17 protein-coding genes are annotated in these 21,856 nt (G+C 71.3%); 6 read left to right on the top strand and 11 right to left on the bottom strand.

Features of this window, described 5'->3' with window-relative positions; all coding sequences use genetic code 11:
- Positions 1-55: 55 nt before the first annotated feature.
- The 6 genes from ACP4IX_RS10795 to ACP4IX_RS10770 all read right to left on the bottom strand — a co-directional run bounded on the left by ACP4IX_RS10795 (position 56) and on the right by ACP4IX_RS10770 (position 7,416).
- Positions 56-1,846, bottom strand: coding sequence for an ABC transporter ATP-binding protein (locus ACP4IX_RS10795; RefSeq protein WP_426523472.1), 1,791 nt, complete (start codon positions 1,844-1,846; stop codon positions 56-58).
- Positions 1,843-2,901 carry an iron-siderophore ABC transporter substrate-binding protein gene (locus tag ACP4IX_RS10790; RefSeq protein WP_426523473.1) on the bottom strand — a complete coding sequence of 353 codons (1,059 nt, stop codon included), beginning with the start codon at positions 2,899-2,901 and terminating at the stop codon, positions 1,843-1,845. Before ACP4IX_RS10790 ends, ACP4IX_RS10795 begins: the two co-directional genes overlap by 4 nt.
- 90 nt (positions 2,902-2,991) lie before the next feature.
- Entirely contained in the window at positions 2,992-3,852 is an 861-nt protein-coding gene (locus tag ACP4IX_RS10785) for an ABC transporter ATP-binding protein (RefSeq protein WP_426523474.1), read from the bottom strand.
- Between the two features lie 38 nt (positions 3,853-3,890).
- Entirely contained in the window at positions 3,891-4,955 is a 1,065-nt protein-coding gene (locus ACP4IX_RS10780; protein WP_426523508.1) for a FecCD family ABC transporter permease, read from the bottom strand.
- Between the two features lie 35 nt (positions 4,956-4,990).
- Positions 4,991-6,049, bottom strand: coding sequence for a FecCD family ABC transporter permease (locus ACP4IX_RS10775; protein WP_426523475.1), 1,059 nt, complete (start codon positions 6,047-6,049; stop codon positions 4,991-4,993).
- 11 nt (positions 6,050-6,060) lie between these two features.
- Entirely contained in the window at positions 6,061-7,416 is a 1,356-nt protein-coding gene (locus tag ACP4IX_RS10770) for a lysine N(6)-hydroxylase/L-ornithine N(5)-oxygenase family protein (protein ID WP_426555365.1), read from the bottom strand.
- A 235-nt stretch (positions 7,417-7,651) separates the two neighbouring features.
- On the opposite strand from ACP4IX_RS10770, the gene ACP4IX_RS10765 reads away from it, so the two are divergent.
- Entirely contained in the window at positions 7,652-8,596 is a 945-nt protein-coding gene (locus ACP4IX_RS10765) for a methionyl-tRNA formyltransferase (protein ID WP_426555364.1), read from the top strand.
- 228 nt (positions 8,597-8,824) lie between these two features.
- Here the strand turns inward: ACP4IX_RS10765 and ACP4IX_RS10760 are convergent, their stop codons facing one another.
- The 3 genes from ACP4IX_RS10760 to ACP4IX_RS10750 form a co-directional block, all read right to left on the bottom strand.
- Positions 8,825-9,067 carry a DUF5302 domain-containing protein gene (locus ACP4IX_RS10760; protein WP_426523478.1) on the bottom strand — a complete coding sequence of 81 codons (243 nt, stop codon included), beginning with the start codon at positions 9,065-9,067 and terminating at the stop codon, positions 8,825-8,827.
- A gap of 91 nt (positions 9,068-9,158) precedes the next feature.
- A complete protein-coding gene (locus ACP4IX_RS10755) occupies positions 9,159-11,024 on the bottom strand; it encodes a CocE/NonD family hydrolase (RefSeq protein ID WP_426555363.1) in 1,866 nt (621 codons plus the stop codon).
- Positions 11,025-11,212: 188 nt separating this feature from the next.
- Positions 11,213-11,911, bottom strand: a complete 699-nt coding sequence (locus tag ACP4IX_RS10750) for a bleomycin resistance protein (protein ID WP_426555362.1) — start codon at positions 11,909-11,911, stop codon at positions 11,213-11,215.
- A 416-nt stretch (positions 11,912-12,327) separates the two neighbouring features.
- On the opposite strand from ACP4IX_RS10750, the gene ACP4IX_RS10745 reads away from it, so the two are divergent.
- The gene (locus tag ACP4IX_RS10745; protein ID WP_426523481.1) at positions 12,328-12,738 is read left to right on the top strand and encodes a PGPGW domain-containing protein; all 411 of its coding nucleotides are present in this window, start codon (positions 12,328-12,330) and stop codon (positions 12,736-12,738) included.
- Between the two features lie 244 nt (positions 12,739-12,982).
- Positions 12,983-13,942, top strand: a complete 960-nt coding sequence (locus ACP4IX_RS10740) for an alpha/beta hydrolase family protein (RefSeq protein ID WP_426523483.1) — start codon at positions 12,983-12,985, stop codon at positions 13,940-13,942.
- Positions 13,943-13,954: 12 nt separating this feature from the next.
- Here the strand turns inward: ACP4IX_RS10740 and ACP4IX_RS10735 are convergent, their stop codons facing one another.
- Positions 13,955-15,031 (bottom strand): type I phosphomannose isomerase catalytic subunit, encoded by a 1,077-nt coding sequence (locus ACP4IX_RS10735; protein WP_426523484.1) that lies wholly within the window; start codon positions 15,029-15,031, stop codon positions 13,955-13,957.
- Entirely contained in the window at positions 15,028-15,867 is an 840-nt protein-coding gene (locus ACP4IX_RS10730) for an SDR family oxidoreductase (RefSeq protein ID WP_426523485.1), read from the bottom strand. Before ACP4IX_RS10730 ends, ACP4IX_RS10735 begins: the two co-directional genes overlap by 4 nt.
- 289 nt (positions 15,868-16,156) lie before the next feature.
- Here ACP4IX_RS10730 and ACP4IX_RS10725 point away from each other — a divergent pair, with 289 nt between their 5' ends.
- The 3 genes from ACP4IX_RS10725 to ACP4IX_RS10715 all read left to right on the top strand — a co-directional run bounded on the left by ACP4IX_RS10725 (position 16,157) and on the right by ACP4IX_RS10715 (position 21,785).
- Positions 16,157-16,960, top strand: coding sequence for an SDR family NAD(P)-dependent oxidoreductase (locus ACP4IX_RS10725; protein ID WP_426555361.1), 804 nt, complete (start codon positions 16,157-16,159; stop codon positions 16,958-16,960).
- A 257-nt stretch (positions 16,961-17,217) separates the two neighbouring features.
- On the top strand, positions 17,218-18,606 hold the full coding sequence (locus tag ACP4IX_RS10720; RefSeq protein WP_426555360.1) for a DEAD/DEAH box helicase: 1,389 nt from the start codon (positions 17,218-17,220) through the stop codon (positions 18,604-18,606).
- Between the two features lie 170 nt (positions 18,607-18,776).
- Complete coding sequence (locus ACP4IX_RS10715; RefSeq protein ID WP_426555359.1) at positions 18,777-21,785, top strand: family 16 glycoside hydrolase; 3,009 nt, start codon at positions 18,777-18,779, stop codon at positions 21,783-21,785.
- Positions 21,786-21,856: the final 71 nt, after the last annotated feature.

Raw genomic sequence — 21,856 nt, 5'->3', positions numbered from 1 at the left:
AAGACTCAACGCCCCTTCCAAGGAATGAAGGCAGAGTAACTTAGCCAAGCCTTACCTAACTACCCTCTCGCCAGGCCCGCCACAGCCGCGCGTACCGGCCGCCCAGAGCGACCAACTCCTCGTGCGTTCCCTCCTCCACGACGCGTCCCGCGTCCAGCACGGCGATCCGGTCGGCGGCCATCGCCTGGGTCAGCCGGTGGGCCACGAACAGCGTGGTCCGGCCCGAGCACGCGGCCAGCACGGCCCGCTCCAGTTCGGCGGCGCCCTCGCTGCCCGCCTCCGCGGTCGACTCGTCCAGGACCACCACGGGCGACCTGCTCAGCACCAGCCGCGCGAGGGCGATCTGGGCGACCTTGGTGACGTCGAGCCGCTCACCGCCTTCGCCGACCAGGGTGTCCATCCCCTCGGGCAGCGCGTCGACCCAGGCGTCGGCGCCCACCGTGCGCAGGGCGTCCGCGAGTTCGGCGTCGGTCGCCTCCGGCGCGGCCAGCCGCAGGTCGTCGGCGAGCGGGCCGGAGAACACGTGCGTCTCCTGGGTCAGGATGCTCACCAGGGCCCGCGCGCCGGCCTCGTCCACACCGGCCAGATCGGTCGGCCCGACGCGCACCGACCCGGCCTGCGGGGTCCCGATGCCCGCGATCAGCGCGGCCAGGGTCGACTTGCCCGCGCCCGTCGCCCCCACCAGGGCGAGCGAACCGCCCGCCGGGATCGTCAGGTCGACGTCCCTCAGGACCGGCTCCTCGGCGCCGGGGTAGGCGAACGTCAGCCCTTCCACCCTCACCGGGTACGAGGTGGCGGCGCCCGCCGCCTCGACCGACGCGTCACCCACCAGCCGGACCTCCGTGTCCTCCCCCACCACCCCGACCAGCCGGGTCAGACTCGCACCCGACTTCTGCGCCTCGTCGAAGGTGAACATGATGGCGCCCAGCGGGGTGAACAGCCGGTGGAACAGCAGCGGGGCGGCCGACACCTCGCCCAGGCTGGCCGCGTCGGCCTCCAGCAGGGCGTAACCCACCACGATGATCAGGGTCAGCCCGATGAACTCGGCGCGGTTCTCCCTGCCGACGAACCGGCCGAAGAACCGGAACACCTCGATACCGAGATCGCGCACCCGCCAGGACTCGGTGGTGACCTTGTCGCGGAAGGCGTCCTCCAGGCGGTAAGCCCGGACCGTGTCGATTCCGTTCAGACCGCTTATCAGGGCCTGCGCACGGTCGGCCTGGGCCGCCCGCTGCTTCCGGTAGAGCGGAGCGGACCGGGGGAGGTACCAGCGCAGCGCCAGCGCGTACGCCGGGAGCGCGCCCGCGCCCGCCAGGCCGAGCCGCCAGTCCAGTCCGAACATGCCGGCCGTGGCGATGGCGACCAGCACGCCCGCCGAGAACACCGTGGGGACAGCCGTCCGGATGCCCTTGGAGATCACGGCCACGTCGTCGCCGACCCGCGACAGCACGTCCCCCCGGCCGACCTGCTCGATCCGGGTGCTGGGCATCCCCAGCACCGCCCGGACGGCGCCTTCCCGCAGTCGCGCGAGCAGATCGGCGCCCAGCCTCCCGATCAGGTAGGTCGACGCCGCGGTGGCCGCCGCGCCGAGCAGCGCTGCGGCCACCATCAGGGCCCCGACCGTCACCAGGACCGACTGCGCTCCGCCCTCGGCCACTTCGTCGACCACCCGGCCGAGCAGGAGCACCGGGAGCACCTGGAGCGCCGCTCCGGCCACCGTGGTGAGTACGGTGGCGGCCGTCAGCCACGGCACCTCGCGGCAGTGCGCCGCGACCCATCGGGTGGCCTCGCGTCCGGTCGCCGTACGCAGCGTCGGCGGGGCGAGGCGTGTGTCGGTGCTGCTCACACCTGCCCGACCGACTTGACGAGCTCGTCGATCGCGTACGGCATGGAGAGCATGGTGCCCTGGGAGATGGCCGCTCCGACCGCCGGGCCCTCACTGTCCAGCAGGTACGACACCTTGCCGTTCTTGACGGCGTCCAGGTTGGTGAACAGCTCGAACTTCTTGAGCGCCTCCTGGTCCGCCTTGTCGTTGATGACGAAGATGCGGTCGACGTCGACGAGGTCGACCCGCTCCGGGGAGAGCTTCGTGTAGAAGGTGCCGTCGGCGACCTTGTCGATCGCGGTCTGGTACGCGAAGCCGATACCCGTCACCAGCCGGCCACGCACGTCGGTGGAGGTGAACGGCGCCACCGAGTCCTCGTACCAGGACAGGACGACGGCCGTCTGACTCGCGAGCTCGGGATGTGCCTTCTTGGCCGCGTCGAGCTTGCCCTCGATGTCCGTCACCATCCTCTCGCCCTCCTCGGCCTTGCCGAGCGCCTTGGCGATGTGGAGCGCGTTGTCCTGCCACGGCGCGCTGAACGGCTCCTTCTCGGCCTTGGTGCGGCCCACCGTCGGAGCGATCCTGGAGAGCTTGTCGTAGGCGGCCTGGTCGATCTCCGAGTAGACCGCGATGATCAGGTCCGGCCGCAGGGCGGCGATCTTCTCGTAGTTGGGGCCGGAGTCGCCGTTCTTCATGACGACTTCGGGCTCGGTGTCGCCCCACTTGTCCTTGACCCAGGGCCACTGGGTGTTGATGTCGGGGCTCCGGCCCGCCGGGTTCGGGTACTGGTCGACCATGCCGACCGGCTTGATGCCGAACGCCAGGATGGTCTGGTCGTCCGTGTAGCCGACGGAGACGACCCGCTCGGGAGCCTCGGCGACCTTCGTGGTTCCGAACGCGTGCTCCACGGTGACCGGGAAGGCACCGGCGGCGGCCGGGGGGTCGTCGCCCGTCCTGTCCGCCGAGTCGTCCGAGTCGGAACCGCACCCCGAGAGGAGGCCCGCGCCGAGTACGGCGGCGGACAGTGCCGTCGCCAACCGCCGCCAGGGCTTCGTACGCGTCGTACTGAGGAGCATCCGGAGATCCCTTGCTGTCGCGCCGTTCACTGCGCCCCCGTCTAAGGGCAGCAAACCTTACCGCGCCCGAGTGAGGTTAGCCTACCCTCACTACGTCAACTGGGTGGGCACTCGGCCGAGTTCGGCGTGGGCACGCCCGATCGGCACGATGAGCGGCCGGTCCCCGACCGGGTCGTCGATCACCTTGGCCCGCAGTCCGAAGGCGTCGTGCAGCAGCTCGGCGGTGATCACATCACGCGGGTGGCCCTGCGCCAGGATCGCTCCCTCCCGCATCACGACGAGGTTGTCGCTGTACCGCGTGGCCAGGTTGAGGTCGTGCAGCACCATGACCACGGTGCAGCCCGACTCGTGCAGGTCGTCCACCAGGTCGAGCACGTCGATCGCGTGCGCCAGGTCGAGGTAGGTGGTCGGCTCGTCCAGCAGCAGCAGGTCGGTGCCCTGGGCCAGGGTCATGGAGATCCAGACGCGCTGGCGCTGGCCGCCGGAGAGCGAGTCGACCGGGCGGTCGGCCAGGTCGGACACCCCGGTCATGGCCAGCGCACGCTCCACGACGGCGGCGTCGTCCGACGACCACTGCCGCAGCCAGCTCTGGTGCGGGTGGCGGCCCCTGGCGACCAGGTCGGACACCGTCAGGCCGTCGGGCGCGACCGGCGCCTGGGGCAGCAGGCCGAGCTTCTTCGCCACGTCCCTGGTGCGAAGCCCGACGATGTCCTCGCCGTCGAGCACGACCGTCCCCCGGGCCGGCTTGAGCAGCCGGGACAACGTCCGCAGCAGGGTCGACTTCCCGCAGCCGTTGGGACCGATGATCGTGGTGATCACCCCGGGCGGGATCACCACGTCCAGACCGTCGATGACGGTCCGGGCCCCGTACCCGACCGTGACCCCCCTGGCGGCCAGCCGTGCGGCGCCGTCGACTCCGGACTCGGTCGCGGTGATGGACTGAACGACCACAAGGCCCCCTTGTTTAGGCTCGCCTTACTTTGTACCAGCTATCTGCGGTTCGCCCGCACCAGCAGATGGACGAGGAAGGGGCCGCCGATCGCGGCGGTGACCACACCGACCGGGAGGGAGACCGGCAGGGCCGTGCGCGCGATCAGGTCCGAGCCGATCAGCAGCAGTGCTCCCACCATGCCGGAGGCCACCAACGGCGGCGTCGGGCACCTCGCCAGACGCATCGCCACCTGCGGGGCCACCAGCGCGACGAACGGGACCGGGCCCGCCGCGCTCACCGCCACGCCGGCCAGCAGCACCGCGCACAGCAGCAGGACCGCCCGCACCGCCGAGAACCGGACGCCGAGGCCCGCGGCGACCTCGTCACCGAAGTGCATCGGCTTGAACTGGAACGCGACGCATGACACCACGACCAGAAGGCCGAGCGTGCCCCACAGCGCCACCCACACCTCGTTCCACCCCCGGTTGTCCAGCGAGCCGACCAGCCACGCCTGCGCCCGGGCCACGTCCCTGATGTCGGCCTCGACCAGCAGCCAGGTCGTGATGGCCTGCATCACGGCGCTCACCGAGATGCCGATGAGGATGAGCCGGAAGCCGTCGATCCCGCGCCGCCATGCCAGGAAGTACACCAGCAGGCCGGTGCCGAGACCGCCCGCGAGCGCGGCCGCGGACAGGCCCACGGTGTCGACGATCGCGGCGGCGGTGCCGCCCGACACGGTCACCAGGAACACCGCGACCGCACTGGCCCCACCGGTGATGCCCAGGATGTCCGGGCTGGCCAGCGGATTGCGCGCGATGGACTGCGTGAGCGCCCCGGACACACCCAGCGCGATTCCCACGACGAGGCCGGCGAGGGCGCGGGGCATCCGCAGGTCCATGATCACGAACTCGTCGACCTGCTCGCCCCGGCCGAGGAGGGTGGCGACCACGCGGCGCAGGCCGATGGGGAAGTCCCCGACACCGATGGACAGGCAGAACACCAGGAAGACCGCCGCCGTCAGCAGCAGCGTGACGCCGGCGATCCAGGGCCTCCAGACGAAGGACACGTGTCCGAGCCGCACACCGGGCGTCAGGGCCGGCCTCACTTCCGTCCCGTCGGCCATCACGTCAGCCCCGTCCGCCTTCACCTCCGCCCCGCTCACGCGTTCCTGAACTTTCCGCGCCACACGAGCGCCGCGAAGAACGGGGCGCCCAGGAGAGCGACGAGGACACCCGCGTCCAGCTCCCCCGGCCGCACCACCAGACGGCCCACGATGTCGCAGACCAGCAGGACGACGGCTCCGAGCAGCCCCGCGTACGGCACCAGCCAGCGATAGTCCGGCCCGGTCAGATACCGGGCCACGTGGGCCACCATGAGGCCGATGAAGGCGATGGGGCCGCACGCCGCCGTCGCCCCGCCCGCCAGCAGGGTGATGGCGACGATGCCGACGGTCCGGGTCAGCGCGATGTTCACGCCCAGGCCCCGCGCCACGTCGTCGCCCAGGTTGAGCAGGTTGACGGCGGGCAGCGTGGTCAGCGCCAGCACCAGCCCGACCGCGATGAACGCGGTGACCGGCCAGATGACGTCGAAGCCGACACCGGCGACCGAGCCCGCGTTCCAGAACCGCAGCGCGTTGAGCGAGGCCTTGTCGGTCAGCGCGACCGCCGTGGTCATCGCCGCGAGGAACACGGTGACGCCCTGCCCGGCCAGCGCGAGCGTCAGCGGGTTGCCGGCGCCCCGGCCGATGCTCGACAGCCCGAACACGACCACACCCGCGACCGCCGCGCCGAGGAAGGCGAACCAGACGTACTGGAACGGGTCGGTGAACCCGAACAGCGCGATCCCCGACACCACGGCGAACGAGGCGCCGGAGTTCACGCCCAGCAGGCCCGTGTCGGCGATCGGATTGCGCGTGTACCCCTGGATCAGTGCTCCGCCGATCCCCAGGGCGATGCCCGCCACGGTCGCGAGCACCGTGCGGGGTACGCGCACGGTCCGCACGATGAGCCTGATCTCGGTGAGTCGCTGGTCGGGGTCGGGTGCCGCGAACAGCCCGTGCCACACCTCGGCAGGGCTCAGCGCGCGCGCACCGACGGTCAGCGACACGGCTCCCGCGGCCACGAGCACCACCGCAAGCACACCCAAACCCGCAACCCGCCGTCGGCGGGCCTCCGTTGTGCCCCCGGGAGCGGGGCGTTCAACCGCAGTCGTGGCCATGGGGACGTACACTAACGGGCGGTGGTGCCGGTTCCGTCGGCAACCGTGCGGGCCTCGTCGGAAGCGGACTTGAGCCCCCGGTCGAGGAGCGATTCCAGGATTTCCCCGACCCTGACGGCGGTGTTGGACAGCAGGGACGACGTGATGCCGTGGGTGTGCTCGGTGCCGCCCTGCAGGTAGATGCCGCAGTCCAGGCCGGGGTCGGTCGCGACGCGGTAGTCGCGCTCCACGCGGACCTGGCCCTCGTCGTCACGCAGGCAGTGCTCCGCGACCTCGCCGAGCAGAGCGAGGGGGTCGGCCTGCCCGTAACCGGTGGCGAAGACCACGACGTCCGCGTCCAGGAGGGTCTCCTCGCCGGTGACCAGGGACGTCACGGTGACACGGACCTTGTCCGGCATCTCCTTGACGTCCGTGAGCCGGGACACGTTGAGGAAGCGCAGCCGCTCGGTACCGAGGACCTTCTCCCGGTAGGCCTGCCGGTACAGGTCGTCGATCAGGTCGATGTCCACCACGGAGTAGTTGGTGTTGCCGTGGTAGTCCATCAGCCGGCGTTTCACGCTGCCGGGCGCGGCGAAGTAGTCGTCGACGGCGGCGGGGTCGAAGATCCGGTTGGCGAAACCGCTGTCGTCCGCGGGGCTGTAGCCGTAGCGGCTGAAGACGGCGCAGATCTCGGCTCCGGGGAAGCGGCGGTGCAGGTAGGCGACGTTCTCCGCGGCGCTCTGGCCGGCGCCGACGACGACGAACCGAGCGGGTGAGGTGCCCTCCAGCCCGTCGACCTTCGCCAGCAGTTCGGAGTTGTGCCAGACACGGTCGCCGCGCTCCACACCCTGAGGCAGGAAGGGACGCAGCCCCGTACCGATGACGAGGTTGCGGGCCCGGTGAATCTCGAGTCCCTCTCCCGAGCGGACCGTCACCTCCAGGTGGTGCACGGCTCCGTCACGCCCGACGGGTGCGACGCCGACGACCTCGTGACCGTAGGAGACCATGTCGTCGACCTTGGCCGCGGCCCACTCGAAGTAGTCGTGGAACTCCACCCGCAGCGGGAAGAGGTTCTTGTGGTTGATGAAGTCGATCAGCCGTCCTTTGCTCTGCAGGTAGCAGAGGAAGCTGAACTCGCTGGCCGGGTTCCGCAGGGTCACCAGGTCTTTCAGGAAGGACACCTGCATGGTCGCGTCGTCGATCAGCATGCCGCGGTGCCAGCCGAAGCGCGGCTGCTGCTCGAAGAAGCGCGCGCTGATCGCCTCCTGCCCGCCCGCGCGTGCGTGGTGCTCGCCGATCGCGATCGCCATGGCGACATTGGACGGTCCGAAGCCGATGCCAATGAGGTCGTGGACCGGTGTTGCGTCATCAGGAAGAACCTGTGACATGTCACTCCCATCGTGCGGGACAGTCGCCTGTCAAACGTGGGGGATTGCCGAACCGGGACATGCCGACGGAGTGACCGCCGGAAACTTAGGTGAGCCTAAGCTAATATCCCGAGGCTGTCGATAGGGCAGCCCCGCAATCACCGCCACCAACTGGGGTGCCGCAGGCGGCCGTTGTGGACTAAGGTAAGCCTTGCTTTACTTGCCCGGGCCGTCCCCTGCCTCGAGGAGGAACCCCATGCGGGTCGTCATGTTCGGTTACCAGACGTGGGGGCACCGCACCCTGCAAGCCCTCCTGGACTCCGAACACGACGTGGTACTGGTCGTGACGCACCCCAAGAGCGAGCACGCGTACGAGAAGATCTGGAGCGACTCCGTCGCCGACCTCGCCGAAGAGCACGGCGTCCCGGTACTGATCCGCAACCGCCCCGACGACGAGCTGTTCGAGCGCCTCGAGCAGGCCGACCCGGACATCATCGTGGCCAACAACTGGCGCACCTGGATCCCCCCGCGCATCTTCAACCTCCCGCGCCACGGAACGCTCAACGTCCACGACTCGCTGCTGCCGAAGTACGCCGGCTTCTCCCCGCTGATCTGGGCTCTGATCAACGGGGAGACCGAAGTGGGTGTCACCGCGCACATGATGAACGACGAACTCGACGCCGGCGACATCGTCCGGCAGGAGGCGGTGCCGGTCGGACCGTCGGACACCGCCACCGATCTGTTCCACAAGACCGTCGACCTCATCGCCCCGGTCACCACCGGCGCACTCGGCCTCATCGCCGCCGGGCAGACGGAGTTCACGAAGCAGGACCGGTCCCGGGCGAGCTTCTTCCACAAGCGGTCCGTCGAGGACATCCGCATCGACTGGACCTGGCCGGCCGAGGACCTGGAACGCCTGGTCCGCGCCCAGTCCGAGCCCTACCCCAGCGCCTTCACCTTCCACCGGGGCAGGCGGCTCGAGGTCCTCGCCGCCGTGGTGTCCCAGGGCCGTTACGGCGGCACGCCCGGCCGCGTCTTCTACCGCGAGGGCGACGGCGTGGTGATCGTCGCCGGCGCCGACGCCCGCACCGGCCGCAACCGGGGCCTCGCCCTCACGCGGGTACGGACGGAGGACGGACAGGAACTGTCCGCGACGGAGTACTTCACCTCCATGGGCGGCTACTTGACCAGCCATCCCTGACGGCACCACCGCCGTGGGGTGCGGCTTCGTCGCCATGCTGTTCGCGGTGGCGACACGGACGGCCGGCCGCCGCGCTGCTGGCGGTGGAGTCCGTCGCGATCGCGATCGTGCTGGAGCTGGTGGCGCGCGCCAAGCTCGGCAGGCAGGTGCGCGGTGCGTGACACCGGGACACCGGTGAGGGCCCGGTCGGCATGCGCCGGGCCCTCACACACTGCTGCTCCGGCGCCGTCAGCCCCCGCTCTTGCGCCGGAACGATCGCTGGCTCGCGGCCGGGCCGTGCGCGCTGCGGATCTTCGACGCGTCGGTGTGCGCGGCGAGGGCCGCGGCCTCCGCCTGCTTCCCGCGCTTGCGCTCCAGGGCCTCCCGGAACTTGCCCTTCAGGTCGTACTGGCCGTCCTCGTCGGGCGTCAGGGCAGGGCCCTCGGCCTCGGCCGATTCCGAACCTGCTTGCGATGAAGACTCTGCAGTCATGTGACCTCCTGGGTTCGGACAACAGGACCACAGCTTGTCATGCCGACCGCCGCCCGGGGTACCGCCCCCGCCCGGCGGTGCGCCAGGGCGGTCACCGGCGGCCGCCCGGGACCACCGTGAACGTCCCGGGGCCGGCCGGCAGGGCCACCGTGTACTGGCGCAGGTACGTGTCCAGGTACGGTGAGCGGTCGCCGGGGGTGGCCACGTCGTCGGCCGGGTCGCCCAGGGCCAGCCGGAGTCTGGCGCCCTTCACCTCGACGGTCTCGCCGGAGGGTGTGTCGCGCCACGAGCCGGTCCGGACGGAGCCGATCTCCACGGCCAGGACGTGCCCTGCCGCCAGCGTCCAGTCGGTCGCCTTCAGGTCGACGGACAGCCGGCCCGAGTCCACCAGGGAGACCTGTTCGTCGAACATGACGGCGGTGCCGTCCGGGGCGACGTCGTACAGCTTGAGCATGACGTTGCCCTCGCCCTTGGCCGTCAGGGTGACCTGCGGGGTGCCGGTGACGCGTACGGCCTGCTTCAGGGGCTTCGACCACACGAAGAAGCTGGAGGTGACCTCACCGGCCTGCCGGCGTTCCGCCAGTACTCCGGCCAGCCCCTCGGGGGCGGGCTGTTCGGTCGCGGGCGCGTTCTCCATGTCCCACTCGCCGTCCGGCTGCGCGGGCGCCTGCGGTGCCGGCCGGCCGGTCGCGGTCAGGGCCGCCCGGGCGGAGGCGCCGCCGTCGTCCACGTACGAGCCGCCGCCGAGCCGAAGGGTGACCGACCGCTCGGTGACGGGCCATGTGTGCTGGGCGCGCCAGGCGCCGGTGGAGTCCTCGACGGCGTAGGCCGGGTAACGCACGGCCGGCCGGATGCCCTTGAGGTACTGGTCGTAGAAGGACAGGGTCTCGGCGTACCAGCCTTCGCGGCCCATCGCGAGGCGTCCGTCGGGTGTGCGGTCGCCGCCGCGGACGTGGTCCCACTGGCCGAGCCAGCCGCGTTCGGGGCCCTTGTGGTGGTCGAGGTACTCCTCCATCTCCTCGGGTTTGGTGTTGTTCTCGACGAAGCCCTGCGTGACGAACAGCGGTGTGTCGCTGCCCCTGGCCATGCGGGCCAGGTCCCGGGAGGTCCAGTGCTCGTCCCGCTGGTCGGATATCCGGTATCCGGCCGAGTTCTCGGTCAGGCACTCCGGGTGGCGCTCCTCGTACCGGGCGTTGGCCCGGTACCGGGGATCGTCGTCCGCCATCGGAGGCATCGTGGCGATGGAGTTGTACGCGTCGGCGGTTCCGGTCACGTTGGGCCGGGGCACACCGTTGGAATAGATGTACTGGTACATGTCCCACAGGGGTTCCTGGGCGACGACGGCCTTGAGCGCGCGCTGGTCCAGGTTGTTGCCGATGAGGCCCGTGACGGCGTCGTACGACTTCCCGTACATGCCGACCGCGCCGGTGGACCACGGCTGCTTCGCGGCCCAGTCGACCGCGGCCCGGACGTCGGCCTGTTCTCCGGGGCCGCCCCAGTCGAGGCAGCCGGTGGAGCCGCCGAAGCCGCGCAGGTCCACCATGACGAAGGCGTAGCCCTGGTCGAACAGGTCGGTGCCCTCGATGAAGTCCTGGAAGCGGGCCGAGGGGCCGGTGCGGGTCCAGCCTTCCGGCCCGGTCTGCCCGGAGTGGGCGAAGTACGGTCCGACCGACAGGATGACCGGCACCTTCTGTCCTCTGGCCAGCCCCTCGGGCAGCAGGACGTCCGCGTGCAGTTGGGTGCCGGAGCGGTCCGAGGACGGGAAGTAGTGCTGCGTCCAGACCGAGCCCTCCGGGACGCGGTCGTTCTCCTCGTGCGTGACGGGGCCGGTCGCGGTGGCGGCCGGGCGGGCCCCCGCGTCGCGTGCCGCCGCGGCGTGACCGGCGAGGCCGACGGTCAGGGCGAGGGCGGCGACGAGGGCCGAGGGGGTGCGGACGGACGCGCGACGTGCTCTCACATGCTCCTCCTTGAACGGCGGGTGCAGGTGGTGCAGGTGGTGCAGGTCTAGCAGTGAAGGCCTCGTACGTCGATGGGGCGTCACGTTCCCCACCGGTCCAGGGCGTTGGGCCTGCGCCGCCGATCGGCTGTCGGCAGGCCGTCGCCCGCCTGGCACGTCGCCGTTGTCGATCCGACCGCTTGTCGCCCTCAGTTCCGCAGCTCTTCGAGGCGTTCGAGTTCGTCGGCCAGCGACTCCCGGTCCTTGGCGGTGAGACGGACCGCGGCGGCCCGGGCGAGCGCCGTGGTCGTGGTCTCCTCGTCCCCGAGACGCCCGGCGACGTCCGCTCGGAGCACGAGCAGGCGGAACAACTGCACGGGTGTGGGCCGCTCGTCCTCGAGGTGAAGCACCCGGTCGATGACCTTCGCGGCGCCCGCCGGGTCCTCCTTCGAGTCCGCGAGGAGGCAGGCGTGGTGCAGGGCACGGGCGAAAGTCCCCTCGGGGGCGCGCCGGTGGTGCCGGTCCTCGCCCGTGCGCTGCCCGACGCGGATGCAGTTGCCGCCCGGATCGGTCATGAGGAACTGCCGCACGCCGTACGACATGTCCCTGAGCGGCCCGATACGCGGCAGCCCTCGTGCGGGGACCCTCCCGTGGGCCGCCTTGAGTCCCGCTCGGAAGGCGGCGTGGAGGCCGTCGACGTCATCGGTCAGGACGTAGCACGTGACCGACTCGGCCGGCTCGTGCGTTCTCATCCCGAAGAACTGCAGCTCGATGCCGCCGCGTTCCACGACCGCGTACGGGTTGGGGCTCTTCTGCCGGAACGTCACCTCGAAACCGAGAGCGGTGTAGAAGTCGAGGACGGGCTGGAGGGTCCGGCACGGCAGGATCGGAATGGTCTTCTCAGTCATGCCCACAATCTAATCAACTTTGACTACCAGGGGGTGGCGTTCGTACAGCTCGTGCGCCGGAGACATCCGGCGCACGAGGTCGCCCTCGACGACCGCACGGGGGGCCGACGGGACCCGCGGCGCTCCGAGACCTCGCATGCCACCGTCACCCTGCCGGCACCGGCACGCCCCCGATGAGCAGGACTTGCGCGCGATTCTTGACCGCAGCCCGCCGAAGCCCGCACGTCAGGGAGCAGTGACTTTCGGTCCGGCGCCCTCCTGGCTGCGGGCTCGGGCGCGGTGGTGCCCTCCCCGGCGACCGAGCCGGACCGTCCGGCGGACGGACCGGGTGGAATCGCCCGCACCTCGATGCCTGCCTAAGGTTGGGCAGGCCGACGGAAGCGGAGTTCTTGCCGACCGCAGGAAGGCGGGGCGACATGGCGCGCAGTGTCGAATCGATCCGGCGAGCCGCTCTCGGCGCTCTCGGCGCCGTGCTGGTGGTGATCGGCGTCGCCCTGCTGGTGCTGCCCGGACCGGGCCTGCTGCTCGTGTTCGCGGGGATGGTGCTACTGGCGCGCGCCGTCCCGGCCCTGCACCGGTTCGTCGCCCCCGTTCGCCGACAGGCGATGCGTGCGGCCGAGGAGAGCGTCTCCTCACCCTGGCGTATCGCGGGCTCGATCCTGGTGGGACTGTTCCTCATCGTCGCGGGTGTCGTGTGGGGAGCGCTTCCCCAGCTGCCGTACTCCGGATGGGGCACCGGAGTGAGCCTGATCGTCTCGGGCGTCGTCCTGTTCGCCCTGCTCGCCTGGAGCCGCCGCCGGGTCCGCGCGGCGCGCGGCAGGTCCTGATCCCCCGTCGGTACGGAGAGCACCGAGCGGGCGGTCCAAGGCGTGCGCCGCCCGCGCTCACTGCCGCGCGATCACAGCGAGTGGCCCGGCTCCCTGCACGCGTTGACCAAACGGAACAACGTTCCGTATATTAACGGGACAACGTCCCGCTTCGGTTCGACAGAGGCCGGACGTCCCGCCGCACCCCACCCGCCGCCGACCGGAAGACACCGGCCGACGCCGCCGTCGAACGGACATACGCATCATGAGTGCACCGATTTCCACCGCCGACCTCGCCGGCTCGCCCGCTCGCGTCCTCTCGGTCGCTCCGGTCGTGCTGCCGGCCCCGGGGCGGGCCGTGGACCTGGCGGTGCGGGTATCCGCACCCGCGACCGGGAGCGACCTGCCGGTCATCCTCCTCTCGCACGGGCAGGGCTACTCGAACCACCTCTCCTCGCTGAACGGCTACTCCCCCCTCGCCCACCACTGGGCAGCGCACGGCTTCGTCGTCGTCCAGCCCACCCACCTGAGCTCCAGGACGCTGCGACTGGGCCCCGAAACCCCTGGGGCCCCGCTGTTCTGGCGATCGCGGGCCGAGGACATGACACGCGTCCTCGACCAGCTCGACGTACTGGAAGCCGCCGTCCCGCAGCTTCCCGGGCGCCTGGACCGCAGCAGGGTCGCGGTGGCCGGGCACTCGATGGGCGGCCACACCGCGAGCCTGCTGCTGGGCGCCCGGCTCACCGATCCGGACGACGGAACGGAAGCGAACCTGGCCGACCCCCGGATCAAGGCGGGCGTCCTGCTCGCCGCGCCCGGCCGTGGCGGCGACGCCCTCAGCGCGTCCGCCGCCGAGAACTTCTCCTTCCTCCTGACCACCGACTTCTCCCGGATGACGACGCCCGCGCTCGTGGTCGCCGGCGACAAGGACGACTCCGCCCACCTGACGGTCCGCGGGGCGGAGTGGCACGCCGATCCGTACTTCCTCGCCCCCGGCCCCAAGTCCCTGCTCACCCTGTTCGACGCGGAGCACGGGCTCGGCGGGGTCGCCGGCTACGACGTCGCCGAGACCACGGACGAGAATCCCGAGCGAGTGGCCGCGGTCCAGCGGCTCACATCCGCCTATCTGCGCAGCGAGCTGTATCCCGGGGACCCCGCCTGGCAGGCGGCGCGTGACGAGCTCACGGCCGGACCGCACCCGTTCGGACGGGTCGAATCCAAGTAGGCCGCCCCGGCCTCAGCCGAGGCCCTCCCCGAGGGCCGAGACGGCGGCCGGTCCGTAACCGGCCGAGGCCAGGGGCCGGCGGATGTCCGCGTCCAGGTCGGGCACATGGCCGACCAGGACGTCGGCGGGCCCGTGCAGCCGTACCCGGCCGAGCGCCGCGGGCAGCAGTACCGTCTCCGCCCGGCCCAGCCCCTCCGTGCACGTACCGCAGGTGAAGGAGGCCGGCGCACCCGCGTTGCTGAGCACGAGGGCGGTCGTGTACGAGTGCTCCAGCACGGCGTCGGCCCGCACCTGCCACCGTTCGAGGGCGAAGAAGGGGCCCGCACACAGGATCACCCGCTGAGCGTCTTCGTGGGCCGGGAGGCGCAGACCGGGAACGAACTGCGGCCGCGGATCCGCTTTCCACTGCTTCAGCAGAGCGTCGATGTTGGCGTGCCACTGCTCCTCGTCGAGGGCGCTCCCGTCCTCCATACGGTGAGGCATGGCGTGTTCCTGGAGGTCCGAGGTCTGTTCGATCTCGTAGACGAGTGTGCCCGGGCCGAAACTGTGCACGGTGCCGGCCGGGACGTACAGCGTCTGCCCGGCGCGCACCGGCAGACGTCGCAGTACGGCGTCGAAGTCCTGCTCCAGCAGAGCCCGCCGCAACCGCTCCCTCCCTACACCCGGCAGTACGCCCACCAGCGCGGTGGCGCCCGGCTCGGCCTCGAGGACGTGCCAGGCCTCGGTCTTGCCGTTGGGCTCGCCCCGCTCGCGTGCGGCCGCGTCGTCCGGGTGGAGGTGCACCGGCAGCGGGGCGGCCGCGTCGATGAACTTCGTCAGGAGCGGAAAGCGTGCGCCACGCCAGTCCCGCCCCACGAGGCCTCGCGGGTGCGCGAGGGCCAGCTCCCGCAGGGAGGTGCCGGCCAGCGCCCCCTCCCGCACCCGCGCCCCGTCGCCGTCGACATCGCTGACTTCCCAGGTCTCGGCGATCCGTCCGGCGGGAAGCCCTCGACGTCCGAGGCGGTCGGCGATGGCCCGGCCGCCGAAGACGTGCTGCTTGACGGGCGTGGTCAGCCGCAGCGGGTACCAGTCCACCTCCGGACTCGTCACAGGATCGGCCGGCCTCCGGTGACCGCGACCCGGGCACCGGAGACGTAGCTGCTCTCGTCACAGGCCAGCAGGACGTACACCGGCGCCACCTCGGCGGGCTGCCCCGGCCGGCCCATCGGGACGTCCCGGCCGAAGCTCTCGACCTGCCCGGCCGGCATGGTCGAGGGGATCAGCGGGGTCCAGATCGGGCCCGGAGCGACGCTGTTGACCCGGATGCCCTTCCCCGCCAGCAACTGGGCCGCCGCGCCGGCGAAGTTGGCGATCCCGGCCTTCGTGACGTCGTAGGGCAGGAGTTGCGGCGGCGGGGAGTCGGAGTTGACCGAGGTGGTGGCGATGATCGAGCCGCCCGGCGGCATGTGCGGCACGGCCGCCTTGGAGAGGTGGAACAGTGCGCTGAGATTCACCGCGAGCGTGTGGTCCCACTCCTCGTCCGGGATGTCCTCCAGCGACTCGCGGGTCATCTGGTAGGCCGCGTTGGGGACCAGTACGTCGATACGGCCGAACATGTCCACGGCCTTACGCACCACCGCCCGGCAGTGCTCCGGGTCCGCGAGGTCGCCGGGGACCAGGACCGCCTTGCGCCCGGCTTCCTCGACCCACCGCGCGGTCTCGCGGGCGTCGTCGTGTTCGTCGAGGTAGGAGACCAGTACGTCGGCGCCCTCGCGGGCGAAGGCGATGGCGACGGCCCGCCCGATGCCGCTGTCGGCGCCGGTGATCAATGCCGCCTTCCCCGACAGGCGGCCCGATCCCCGGTAGCTCTCCTCACCGTGGTCCGGCCGGGGCCGCATCCGGTCGGTGTCTCCGGGCGGCGTCTGCTGCTGTGCGGGCTGACTCACTCGGAACTCCTGCGGTCGGGTACGTGAAGGCTGTCCGCGGACGGTCACTGCCGGGCAGCGGTGACGCCGGGGCCGGTGTCCGTGTAGCCGCATGTGGGTGGTTCCATGCCTGCTCGTCCCCGCCCGTGTCTGCCCGCGCCTGCTCATGCCTGATCGCCCCGGCCCGGCCTTTCTCCATGCCCGCTCCCGTGCCTTGCCGGTCGGGTGCGCGGTTGGTGATCACGCGGGGTCCGGGTACCTGTCAACGCACACGGCACCGCAGGCCGGCGACAGGAGAGGTGGCATCACGATGAACGCACGACCCGGCACGGCCCTGGTCACGGGAGCCTCCTCGGGCATCGGCGCGGCCTACGCCGCACGACTGGCCGCCCAGGGGTGGGACACCATCCTCGCGGCCCGCAGGGCGCAGCGGCTCGACGACCTGGCGCGGCGGCTGCGCGCCGAGACGGCCACGACGGTGGAGACGGTCGTGGCCGACCTGTCCGAACCCGACGACGTGGCACGGGTGGCGCGCCGCGCGGCGGACGACGGCGTCGGGTTCCTCCTCAACAACGCGGGGATCAACGGCTACGGCCCGTTCGCCGGACTGGATCCGGGCCTCATGACGAAGGTCCTCCACGTCAACGTCCTCGCCGTCACCGCGCTGGCGCGGGCAGTGGTGCCGGCCATGCTGGAACGCGGGCGCGGCACCTTGGTCAACGTCGCCTCGCAACTGGCCTTCGCGGGGTCGCTGCCGCCGGATCCGCTGCCCGAGCGCGCGGTGTACGGCGGCACCAAGGGTTACGTGGTCACCTTCACGCGTACGCTCGCCGCCGAACTTGCCGGTACCCGGTTGCGCGTCCAGGTGCTGTGCCCCGGTCTGACCGCCACGGAGTTCCACCGGTCGCGCGGTGACGAGCCGGTACCGGGCCGGGAGCAGTCCGTGCACGAGGAGGGCGGAATGCCCGTGGACCAAGTGGTAGAGGCCTCACTGGCCGCTCTGGACACCGGCCAGGTGGTGTGTGTGCCGGGGCTCGCGGACCCGGCCCCGGTCGCCGGCCTCGCCGAGGCCGAACGCGCGATCCGCGCGGCGGCCCGCCGGGGCGGGAGCTGACCGGATCCGCACGCGCCGCCACGCAGGCCGGGACCGTCCGTCTGCACGTGTGTGCGTCCGTGCGTCTGTACGTGCGTGCGTCCGTACCTCTGCGCCTCTGCGGTCGACGCGCGGGAGTGCCTCGCGTGAGGTCTTGGCGGACCAGCCGGACCTCCGGTACCCGCTGGTAAACTGGGGTCACGCTTCGAGGCGCCCGGGTCCGTACCGATGGGTACGGACCCGGGCACGTTCCGGGCGCCTGACCAGGAAGGTTCCCCATGAACGCGCAGCCGTCGCCGCCCCCCGGTATCTCCCGGACCGGCACATCCCAGCGAACTCCGACGCCGGCGGACCGGCCGCCGGCCGCGACCTTCGAGGCGCTCGGACTGCCGCCCGCGCTGCTGAAGACGATGACCGGCCTCGGGGTGACGGAACCCTTCCCCATCCAGGCGGCGACCCTGCCCGACGCGCTGGCCGGCCGTGACGTCCTCGGCCGCGCGCGGACCGGCTCCGGCAAGACGCTGGCTTTCGGGCTCGCTCTGCTGGTCAGGACCGCCGGCCGACGGGCCGAGCCGAAGCGGCCGCTCGCGCTGGTCCTGGTGTCGACGCGGGAACTCGCACAGCAGGTGAGCGACGCGCTGGCGCCGTACGCGCAGACACTCGGCGTGCGACTGGCGACGGTGGTCGGCGGACTGGCCATCAACCGGCAGGCGGCGCAGCTGCGGAGCGGCGCCGACGTGGTCGTCGCGACGCCGGGCCGGCTGGCCGACCTGGTGTCGCGACGTGACTGCCACCTGAACGACGTGCGGATCACGGTGCTGGACGAGGCGGACCAGATGTGCGACCTGGGGTTCCTGCCGCAGGTCACGGGCATCCTGGACCAGGTGCCCGCCGACGGGCAGCGGCTGCTGTTCTCGGCCACGCTCGACCGCGACGTCGACCAGCTGGTGCAGAGCCATCTGCACGACCCGGTCGTCGCATCGGTCGACCCGGCGTCGGGCTCGGTCACCACGATGGACCACCACGTACTGACCATTCACCCCGCCGACAAGTACGCGACCGCGACGGAGATCGCCGCCCGGGACGGCCGGGTGCTGATGTTCCTGGACACCAAGGCCGGGGTCGACCGGTTCACCCGGCACCTGCGGGCCAGCGGCGTGCGGGCGGCCGCCCTGCACAGCGGGAAGTCGCAGCCGCAGCGCACGCACACCCTCGCCCAGTTCGTGGAGGGCAAGGTCACCGTGCTGGTGGCCACCAACGTCGCGGCCCGGGGCATCCACGTCGACGCGCTCGATCTCGTCGTCAACGTCGATCCGCCGTCCGACGCCAAGGACTACCTGCACCGCGGCGGGCGTACGGCGCGCGCCGGCGGGTCCGGACGTGTGGTCACGCTGGTCACTCCCGACCAGCGGCGCGAGGTGAGCCGGATGATGTCCGACGCCGGGATCCGGCCGACCGTCACCCCCGTGCGCTCCGGCGAACAGACACTGACCACCCTCACCGGTGCGAGACGTCCGCCGGCCGGCTCGAAGACCGGCGGTGGCAACGCGCCCTTCCGCGGCCTCGGCGCCCGCTCGGGCCGCCCCGCGAAGGAGTCCCGCAAGACCGCCGAGGCGCGCAAGGCCGCGGAGGCACGCGCGGCGGCCCGGGTGCGCAAGGGCCGCTGACCCGGGGCGGTCCGGCAGGAGCGGGCGGATCCCAGAACTTTGAACACGTCCATGACAAAGTATGGACATGTCAAGCTGAAGTCTCCTACCTTGGCGGCGGAAGTGCAGTCCCACCGCACAAGACCGGAGCGATTTCCGGCACGGTCCGGTCCCCACGCCCTGGAGGACCAATGCGCCAACGCCTGTTCAGGCGTGCCCGAAGACACCTCATTCTCCTGCTGACATCGGCGGTCTCCCTCGGCGGCGTCCTGGCCGCCCCGGCGTCCTCGGCCGCCCCCGCGGACATCCCTCCGCAGGAGCCCGGAGTCACACTGCGCGTGTTCGACGTCCAGACACCGCTGAACGAGCTGTGCACCCTCAAGCCGGGCCAGACCCCCAACCACGACGAACTCATGCCGACGGTCGACTGGTCCACCACCGCCGACTTCGGCGGGATCGCCGACAACTTCGTCTCCGAGGCCTCCGGTTACCTGGTCGCGCCACGTGACGGCACCTACGTGTTCCGGCTCACCAGCGACGACGGTTCACGGCTGAGCCTCGACGGCGCCACGGTGATCGACCACGACGGGCTGCACGGCGCGGAGCCGAAGGACGGCACGGTCGAGCTCAGCGCGGGACCGCATCCGCTGCGCGTCGAGCACTTCGACCGCGGTGGCGGACAGCAGCTTCAGCTCTCCTGGATGCCGCCGGGCGAGAGCGGGTTCACCGTCGTACCCCGCGAGGCCCTGAGCACCGACGCCGGAGTCGTCCGGGTGACGGCACCGGGCCGCAAGGAGTGCGAGGCCGGCGGCGACACCCCCGGCGACGGCCTGCCGCTGACCTCCGTGCGCCCCGACCTGACCCTCACCGACCTGCGCCCCGACGGGTTCGAACCGCAGGTCACCGGCATGGACTGGCTGCCCGACGGACGCCTCGCGATCAGCACCTGGGGCGGCTCCGACAACGTTGCCGGAGAGGTGTACCTGCTCGGCAACGTCACCGGCGCGACCAGCCGCGACAAGGTCACCGTCGAGAAGGTGGCGAGCGGGCTGCGCGAACCCGTGGGCATCAAGTACGTCGACGGCTCGCTCTACGTCTCGCAGAAGCACGAACTGACGCGGCTGGTCGACCGGGACGGCGACGACGTGACCGACGAGTACCGCACGGTCGCGACCTGGCCGTACGGAGGAAACTTCCACGAGTTCGCGTTCGGCCTGCTCTACCGCGACGGCTACTTCTACGTGAACCTGTCCGTCGCCATCGACCTCGGCGGCGCGACCACCACTCCGCAGCCCGCGCCGAACCGCGGAACCACGTACAAGATCAGCAAGAGGACGGGCAAGATCAGCCCGGTCGCGGGCGGACTGCGCACCCCCAACGGCATCGGCTGGGGACCCGGCGGCAGTCTCTTCGCCACCGACAACCAAGGCGGTTGGCTGCCCTCCTCGAAGCTCGTCCAGATCAAGCAGGACCGCTTCTTCAACCACTACACCGAGCCCGCCGGTCCCTTCGAGGACTCCCCGGTCACCGAACCGGTGCTGTGGCTGCCCCAGAACGAGATCGGCAACTCGCCCTCCACCCCGCTGTACCTGAACAAGGGCAGGTTCGCCGGACAGATGCTGATCGGCGACGTCACCTACGGCGGCCTGCAGCGCGCCTACCTGGAGAAGGTGAAGGGCCAGTACCAGGGCGCCGTCTTCCGCTACACCCAGGGCCTGGAGGCAGGCGTCAACCGCATCACCCTCGGCCCCGACGGAGCGATCTACGCCGGTGGTCTGGGCGCCGACGGCAACTGGGGCCAGGAGGGCAAGCTCAAGTTCGGTCTGCAGAAGCTGACGCCGAACGGCGGCAACACCTTCGACATCCAGAAGATGCGGGCGGTGCCGGGCGGCTTCGACCTGACGTACACGCAGCCGGTCTCCGACGAGACCGCGGCGGAGCTCGCCGCGCGTTACGATGTCGAGCAGTGGCACTACACGCCGACCGCCGACTACGGCGGCCCGAAGATCGCCGAGGAGGAGCTGGCGGTACGCTCGGCGACGCTCTCCAAGGACGGCCGGACCGTCCGGTTGAGGCTGGACGGCCTCCAGCCGGAGCGCGTGGTGCACGTGCGCTCCCCCCGCCCCTTCACCTCGGCGACCGGCGAGACGCTGTGGAGCACCGAGGCCTGGTACACGCTCAACGAGATGCCCGGCAAGCAGCCGCCGCCCGCCACCCTCTACGAGGCCGAAGAGGCGCGCCTGACGGGCACGGCCGGTGTCGACACCGACCACGTCGGCTACTCCGGCAGCGGATTCGTCGACCGGTACGACACCGAGGGCAAGGCCGCCACGACGTTCGACGTGACGGTCCCGAAGTCGGGCACCTACGACGTGGGCCTGCGCTACTCCAACGGCCCGAACCCGTTCGAGGGCACCAAGTCCCTCTCCCTGTACGCCAACGGGAAGAAGGTGCGCCAGACGGAACTCGCCTCCACCGGGGACTGGGACTCCTGGTCCACGCAGACCGAACGCCTGAGACTGCGCGCCGGCCACAACACCGTCTCCTACCGGTACGACCCCGGCGACACCGGCCATGTCAACCTCGACCTGATCACCGTGCACCCGCACGGCGCGCGCGTCGCCCTCTTCGACGGCACCGCCGCCTCGCAGGAGCAGTGGCAGCACACGGACGGGCGGCGCGTGGCATGGCCGCTGGCCGAGGAGAGGTCGATGGAGGTGTGCTGCGGTGACATCCGCACCAAGAACGCCTTCCAGGACTTCAGGCTGCACGTCGAGTACCGCGTCCCGCTGCTGCCGCCGGACGTGACCGGACAGGACCGCGGCAACAGCGGCATCTTCCTCCAGGACCGCTACGAGCTGCAGATCCTCGACTCCTACGGTGACACCTCGCCGGCCACCGACGAGGCCGGCGCGATCTACCTGAAGAAGGCGCCCGACACCAACGCGGCGGCGCCGCCGGAGACGTGGCAGACGTACGACATCGTCTTCCGCGCGGCCCGCTACGACGACAGCGGCCGCAAGACCGCCGACGCCCGGGTCACGGTGGTGTGGAACGGCGAGAAGGTCCACGACGACATCGTCCTCGACGGGCCCACCGCGTCGGGCAGGGCCGAGACGCCGGCCGCCGGGGCGATCCGGTTGCAGGACCACGGCAACAAGGTGCGGTTCCGCAACATCCGCGTGGAGCCGCTGAGCTGACCCGCGGCCGTGCGGGGTGGCCCGTGACGGTCACCCCGCACGCAGCGCTCCACACACCGGTCGGCCAGGGA

Source organism: Streptomyces sp. WG5, assembly GCF_049974565.1.
Lineage (GTDB): Bacteria > Actinomycetota > Actinomycetes > Streptomycetales > Streptomycetaceae > Streptomyces.
This window is presented reverse-complemented; position numbering and strand designations above follow the sequence as displayed.

What these genes read in the sequence shown, in the direction of transcription:
- ACP4IX_RS10790 (WP_426523473.1), bottom strand. Translation starts at nt 2,901, where the DNA reads ATGCTCCTCAGTACGACGCGTACGAAGCCCTGGCGGCGGTTGGCGACG.
- ACP4IX_RS10780 (WP_426523508.1), bottom strand. Translation starts at nt 4,955, where the DNA reads ATGGCCGACGGGACGGAAGTGAGGCCGGCCCTGACGCCCGGTGTGCGG.
- ACP4IX_RS10775 (WP_426523475.1), bottom strand. Translation starts at nt 6,049, where the DNA reads ATGGCCACGACTGCGGTTGAACGCCCCGCTCCCGGGGGCACAACGGAG.
- ACP4IX_RS10770 (WP_426555365.1), bottom strand. Translation starts at nt 7,416, where the DNA reads ATGTCACAGGTTCTTCCTGATGACGCAACACCGGTCCACGACCTCATT.
- ACP4IX_RS10765 (WP_426555364.1), top strand. Translation starts at nt 7,652, where the DNA reads ATGCGGGTCGTCATGTTCGGTTACCAGACGTGGGGGCACCGCACCCTG.
- ACP4IX_RS10760 (WP_426523478.1), bottom strand. Translation starts at nt 9,067, where the DNA reads ATGACTGCAGAGTCTTCATCGCAAGCAGGTTCGGAATCGGCCGAGGCC.
- ACP4IX_RS10750 (WP_426555362.1), bottom strand. Translation starts at nt 11,911, where the DNA reads ATGACTGAGAAGACCATTCCGATCCTGCCGTGCCGGACCCTCCAGCCC.
- ACP4IX_RS10745 (WP_426523481.1), top strand. Translation starts at nt 12,328, where the DNA reads ATGGCGCGCAGTGTCGAATCGATCCGGCGAGCCGCTCTCGGCGCTCTC.
- ACP4IX_RS10740 (WP_426523483.1), top strand. Translation starts at nt 12,983, where the DNA reads ATGAGTGCACCGATTTCCACCGCCGACCTCGCCGGCTCGCCCGCTCGC.
- ACP4IX_RS10725 (WP_426555361.1), top strand. Translation starts at nt 16,157, where the DNA reads ATGAACGCACGACCCGGCACGGCCCTGGTCACGGGAGCCTCCTCGGGC.
- ACP4IX_RS10720 (WP_426555360.1), top strand. Translation starts at nt 17,218, where the DNA reads ATGAACGCGCAGCCGTCGCCGCCCCCCGGTATCTCCCGGACCGGCACA.
- ACP4IX_RS10715 (WP_426555359.1), top strand. Translation starts at nt 18,777, where the DNA reads ATGCGCCAACGCCTGTTCAGGCGTGCCCGAAGACACCTCATTCTCCTG.